The sequence below is a fragment of the Rhodosalinus sp. genome (genome assembly GCF_041685465.1).
GTDB lineage: Bacteria > Pseudomonadota > Alphaproteobacteria > Rhodobacterales > Rhodobacteraceae > Rhodosalinus.
The window spans coordinates 1-4,614 of sequence record NZ_JAWLFS010000232.1; the positions used below are offsets into that span (position 1 = coordinate 1).

General features: G+C 70.8%; 5 protein-coding genes. 2 read left to right on the forward strand and 3 right to left on the reverse strand.

What is annotated here, in order from left to right:
- The first annotated feature begins 283 nt into the window (after positions 1-283).
- Complete coding sequence (locus tag ACESL7_RS13245; protein ID WP_372893781.1) at positions 284-1,198, forward strand: DUF4384 domain-containing protein; 915 nt, start codon at positions 284-286, stop codon at positions 1,196-1,198.
- A 3-nt stretch (positions 1,199-1,201) separates the two neighbouring features.
- Here the strand turns inward: ACESL7_RS13245 and ACESL7_RS13250 are convergent, their stop codons facing one another.
- On the reverse strand, positions 1,202-1,633 hold the full coding sequence (locus ACESL7_RS13250) for a hypothetical protein (protein WP_372893782.1): 432 nt from the start codon (positions 1,631-1,633) through the stop codon (positions 1,202-1,204).
- 239 nt (positions 1,634-1,872) lie between these two features.
- On the reverse strand, positions 1,873-2,634 hold the full coding sequence (locus ACESL7_RS13255; RefSeq protein ID WP_372893783.1) for a hypothetical protein: 762 nt from the start codon (positions 2,632-2,634) through the stop codon (positions 1,873-1,875).
- A 142-nt stretch (positions 2,635-2,776) separates the two neighbouring features.
- On the opposite strand from ACESL7_RS13255, the gene ACESL7_RS13260 reads away from it, so the two are divergent.
- Entirely contained in the window at positions 2,777-3,871 is a 1,095-nt protein-coding gene (locus ACESL7_RS13260) for a class I SAM-dependent methyltransferase (RefSeq protein ID WP_372893784.1), read from the forward strand.
- 236 nt (positions 3,872-4,107) lie between these two features.
- Here the strand turns inward: ACESL7_RS13260 and ACESL7_RS13265 are convergent.
- The coding region (locus ACESL7_RS13265) for an alpha/beta hydrolase (protein ID WP_372893785.1) at positions 4,108-4,614 on the reverse strand (507 nt) is incomplete at its 5' end.

Consider the following 4,614-nt stretch of genomic DNA (forward strand, 5'->3'; position numbering starts at 1 on the left):
GCCACACGGAGCGGCGGCGCCCACCCTCCCTCGTACGGCCCCCGCCGCGACGACCGCCCCTCCCCGGCCCGCGCCCGTAGCGCAGGTACCGACGCAGGGGGATGTCGCGACGGCGGCCGAGGCCCGCCCGACGGCGCCGCGCCAGCGCCTCCCGCAGGCGGCGCCTGCCGTCGCACGCGCACCGGTCACCACGCGTCTGCAGCCGCCAGACCCGCCGCGCACGATGCCGGCCGGGCAAGCTGCACCGGCCGCGGAGTCCGCTCGACCGGCGGGGATGCCGGCAATGGCCGCCGCGGAGCGGGGGCCTGTCTCAGAAACCGCGCAACGCGCGCCAAGCGGCGCCACCGTTGCACCACCGCAGACGCCGGACGCCGCGCGAATGTCGGCAGAACTGGCCTGGAGTGCGGGCGGCGCCGAGTCAGTGGACCCGGTCTCGCTCGCAGCGATCACGGCCTTGATGCAGCCGGGTCTCGCCCGGGATCGGAGCGAGCGGCTCCGCGACGGTCTCGACACGGTCCTCGACGCGGTGGGCTGCGCGCGGCTGCAGGCAATCTTTCAGCCCGAGACGGGCAGGCTCGCCCTTCACGGTCACGTCCCGGATGCCGCTGCCGCCGGGCCGGTGCGCGCGGCGCTGAAGGCACGGCTGGGCGAGTCGATCCCGATCGACGACCGGCTCCTGGTCCTGCCACGCCCGCAATGCGATTCTCTCGACGCCGTCGCGCGCGTCGGGCTGCCGCAGTCGACCGAGCAGACGACCGACCCACGCATCCTGGGGCGCGAAGCCCATGTCCGCGAATATTCTTTCGTCGAGGGCGATCGCCTGGTCCTCGACCTCGAGGCACCGGATTACCCTGCCTATGTCTACGTCGATTATTTCGACGCCGCGGGCCGGGTCATCCATCTTCAGCCCAATGAGACGATTCCGCTGCGCCGTCTCGCACCGGGCGCACAGCTGCAGGTCGGGGCGGCGACCGACGGAGCCCCGGCCCTCGATATCCGGGTTGCCCCGCCCTTCGGCCAGGAGATCGCGGTCGCCTTCGCGAGTTCGGTGCCGCTCTTCGATGCGCCGCGGCCGCTCGTCGAACCGGCGATGCCATACCTCGAAGAGATGCGCGCACGCGTCGAAGACGCTCGCGCCGAAGACCCCGAGTTCCGCGGGGAGTGGGTCTATTTCTTCATAACGACCGGATCAGGCTGACGTTCACAGGGAACGCAGGAGCACCTTGTTGGAGCCGACCGCCTCAGCGATCCGTTCGAAGTGGACGCGGCGCTCCGCGCCGCGCTGAGACGCCCGCAGGAGCGTCGTCTCGGCTTCCTCCAGGATGCCGGACGCGTCGTCGAGCAGGTTGCCCAGTGCCGCGCGGCGCGTCGGCGTGAGTTCGCGCGCAGAGGTGCGCGGTTGCGTACCCGTCCGCCGCGCCCGCGCCGCCGACTTGGCCGGGTCGCGGTTGGCGGTCGCCAGCTGCGCGAGGCTGCGCGAGGCCTGTTCGAGTTCTTGCCGCGCCTCGGCGTAATCGCCGCGCTCCGCCATCTGGTCGGCCAGCGCCCCCACCTCCGATGCGAGGCAGTCCACGATGTAATCGGCATCCGCGATCCGCCCGCAGAAGTCGCGGGCGCCCGTCAGCTGTTGCACGATCGCGGACGTCGCTTCTGCGCTGACCTCTGTCGCGTTCACCTGGGCCGCTGCCACGTCGCCCTGCTGCGCTGCGTTCACGCTCGCCGACGGTGGCGCAACGATGGAAGGCGGCAGGAATATCGGTCCCGCGCTCTGATTGATCGGGTCCTTGCCGGCGACGGCGGCGCCGGCCGCGAGGGACGCGCCGGCGACGGCGGCAAGGACGGCGGGTGCACGCTTCGATCCTGCAGACACTGTTATCCCCCGAACAAGTCGAACTTGACGAAACTCGCCGTGAAGCTGACACGCTGCCGGTCCTCCTGATCGAAGGCGTCCTCGAGCGCGACACTGAAATAGACGTTGTCGAGCCCCTCCACGCGAAAGGAGGAGCCCAGGGTCACTGTTTCGCCAGTCCAGGCGAGACTCGCCCCGAAATTCGGCGTAAGCCCGATCCCGACGCCGCCGAACAGCCCTGCCTCGGTTTCGTCGTCCCGGCGGTTCGTGCCGACCCCGAGCGAGACCATGAGCGGATTGTCGTCGCCCACGCGCGTGAAGGTGCTGAGCGTGAGATCGGCGCGCACGTCCTCGTCGACGTCACCCCACTCGGCGATCCGGTCCACCGAAAGCCCGAGATATGTCAGCGCCCGCGGGCTGGCGTGAAGCCTGCGCGAGGCCTTGACCGCAAAATAGCCCGAGTCCCCGAAGCTTTCGGTCATCGAGGTCACGGTGGCCGAAAGCTGCACGCCAAGCGACTCCTCGGCGTTGCCGAGGCCGATGCCGAGCGACATCGCGCCGTCCGGATCGTCGTTGGTCGCGCTTCTGCGGTCTGCACCCGACAGCGACAGGTAGGCCGAGCCGTGCGGCGCCACCGTTGCCGAGGGGATCCCCACGAGAGTCAGGAGCTTGTCGCGGCCGTCATCTTCGCTGACCTGGCCACGGGCCGATCCGGGCAGCGCCACCGCCAGCCCGGCGGTCAGAGCGACGGCAGGCGCCGCCGAACGCCAATGAAGCAGTCGCATCTCCCATCCCCCGGCTTTTCTGAGTACGCGGATCCCGTCTCTATCGTGACACTTCCGCGCTCGAATGGAAGATGTATTCCGCAAGGGAAAGCGATCCGCTAGCTTTTGAGCAACAGCCCGACGCAGGAGGACGTCGTCCACGATGCTTGAGGCGCAACGAGGACCCGCCGACTATGCCGGCATGATCGCCGCCTGCGAGGAACGCTGCGTCCGTGCGGGCACGGAACTCGCCGAGCGTCTGGCCCGGCGTGACCCGGCCGATCACGAGACGATCCGCAGCATCTGCCGCGAGATGAGCTTCACGGTGCACAGGGCCAACGTCATGCTGGTCGAGATCCAGCGCGCGCAGGCCGCGGAGCGGGCGCAGGCCAGCGACCGGGCCGAAGAGATCGAGGTTTCACGCCGCTGGCATGACGTCGTCTTCGCCGCGGCTTCGCTGCGCCGGACGGTGACTCACTGGCCGGGCGTTCAGACCATGCTTGCCAAGCAGGCGCCGCCGGAGCGCAGGCCGCTCTACCCTGCCCCCGAGGTGGACCCGGTCCGGCGCGCGGAGCGCGCGACGACGGACGACCTGATGTCGGTCCTGCACGTTATGTTCAAGGGGGCGGCCCAGTCCGAGGTCGCGGAAGCGCACGGCTGCCACGACGACATCCCGATGGCGCATGGCGATTTCGTGGAGCATCTTCACGCGGCGCATCGGGTGGTCCTGGCGCTGGGCCATGCACGGCCGGTTCGGTTTCTCGACGTGGGCTGCGGCGGCGGGATGAAGGTGCTGAGCGCGGCGCGCATCTTCGACGCGGCCGACGGGCTCGAATACGATCCGGCGCATGCGGCCGCGGCCCGCTGGCTGATGGAGCGGGCGTCATTTCTCGGCTGCCGGATCTTCGAGGGCGACGCGCTGAGCTTCGACGGCTATGCGGACTACGAGGTGATCTACGCCTACCGGCCGCTGCAGGACGCGGAGAAGGCCGCGCAGATGGAACGGCGTATCGCCGCAGCGGCGCCGAAGGGCACGGTGCTGCTGTTGCCGCTCGCGGTAGACCCGCCGGAGACCTGCGCCAGGATCGAGGGGCCGCTCCATGTCAACGGCCTCAGCCCCGAAGAGGCCGCCGAACTCAAGGCGTCGGCCGAGCTTATGGGCCCCGCGATCCGCGCCCGCGCCAAGACGCAGGTCCCGCCTGCATGGCGCCCGGTGCTCTCGGCCTCCCGCGACAATGGGCACGACCTGCGCGCCTGAGGCGCGCCACGTGACAGGCGCGGCGGGGCAGCTGGCCAAGGGCCCGACAATGCCCTCGCCGGCAGCGTCGACGCCGACGAAGCGCATCAGCGCGAGAGCCGCAGAGGTTGAACGCCGGTCCGCGCAGCGGCGAAGACGCCCCGGGGAAAATGGGTCCAGCGTCGGCGCGATCCCGCGCCCCATGCCGCACCGCGGCGCCAGGGGTGGAGGGCCTGCCGACGCGCGGGGCGGGGCGCCTACATGCCCAGCCGGTCGCGCAGGAAGGCGAGCGCCACGCTGAGCCCGTCGGGGGCGATGCCGTGTGCGGTGCCCTTCATCACATGCGCGTAGACCTCTTTCCAGCCGGCCTCCTGCAGCGCTTCGGCCGCCTCGGGGAGCGACTGCGGCGGCACCACGTCGTCCTGGTCGCCGTGCACCAGAAGCACCGGCGGACGCACCTGCACCTCGTCGGCGAGAAGCTCGGGGTTCAGCAGCCGCCCCGAGAAGCCGACGACGCCCGCCACCGCGTCCTCGCGCCGGGGCGCGACATGGAGCGCCATCATCGTGCCCTGGCTGAAGCCGACGAGCGCGACCTGCTCGGGCAGCACGTCCTCGTCGACCATCACCCCGTCGAGGAAGGCGTTCAGGTCGTCCACCGCCGCGCGCATCCCCTGCTCCGCGGCCTCTTCCGAGGAGCCGTCGATCCAGGGGATCGGGAACCACTGGAAGCCCATGGGAGAGGCCGCGCAGGTCTCGGGCGCGTC

Coding starts and splice junctions, on each gene's coding strand:
- ACESL7_RS13255 (WP_372893783.1), bottom strand. CDS start 2,634: ATGCGACTGCTTCATTGGCGTTCGGCGGCGCCTGCCGTCGCTCTGACC.
- ACESL7_RS13245 (WP_372893781.1), top strand. CDS start 284: ATGGCCGCCGCGGAGCGGGGGCCTGTCTCAGAAACCGCGCAACGCGCG.
- ACESL7_RS13260 (WP_372893784.1), top strand. CDS start 2,777: ATGCTTGAGGCGCAACGAGGACCCGCCGACTATGCCGGCATGATCGCC.